Below are 818 nucleotides of genomic sequence, written 5' to 3' on the forward strand. Positions count from 1 at the left end.
CGCGAGCATACTTTGGTTAATTTATAGCCCAAAGAAGACTTGCGCTCTATAATCATCGCACCAACCAGCTTTTTTAAGTTTTTGTCTTTGGCTCGGAGCGCCACACTCACATTGTTTCAGCATGTTCATAACGAAGCGTCTGAATAACGCAATATTTTCCACCGCACCATCCAGACAGATTCGTGAGCTATCTTCTTTGAAAACAACATCTAGGACATAGTGTTGGCTGTTTTCTATTCGCCAATGTTGACGAATATAATGACCAAGTAATTTGTGCCTTGGTGAAAGTGAGCTGACATAATACGATGTATCCACCGTGCCTTTGCCATTGACCGTGCGATGACGCTCTACCGCAATGATGCTGCGTATTGTTGGCCATTTCTCGGCAAGCTCCTGTGGCAGTTTTGCTTTGAGTTGGAACACAATACGCTCTTCTTTTCTGCCGTGCTGAGTCTGCGTTACTTCCGTTACCACTTTTTCCTTTTTTGCCTCAAAAACGGCCTGGAATTGCGAGACAACCGCTTCCCTTAACTTAGGTTGGTTATTCTTAACTTGAACAATAACATGGGCTTTTTTATCGGCTATCTTTTCTAATGTTTCACGCTGACAATGTAATGCATCAACCGTGATAACACTGCCTTTTACGTTAATTATATCAAGCATTTGTCGTACAACATTGATTTCACCGTTCTTCGTTTCAGTCGGTTTCTGGCTGAGTACAAGACCACGCTCTGTATCGTAGGCGGTGACCAGTTGTAGTGCGGTTTTTGGGTCGGAGCGGTAAGAGCCGCGAAGCACTTTGCCATCGAAAGCAATAA

General features: G+C 43.9%; 1 protein-coding gene. It reads right to left on the reverse strand.

The window, feature by feature from the left end:
- Positions 1–21 precede the first annotated feature (21 nt).
- Positions 22–818 (reverse strand): ISAs1 family transposase (locus D1Z90_RS20790; RefSeq protein WP_119912666.1); only part of this gene is annotated, 797 nt, incomplete at its 5' end.

This window comes from Motilimonas pumila, from assembly GCF_003596335.1.
GTDB classification, from domain to species: Bacteria; Pseudomonadota; Gammaproteobacteria; order Enterobacterales; family CBDFNC01; genus Motilimonas; species Motilimonas pumila.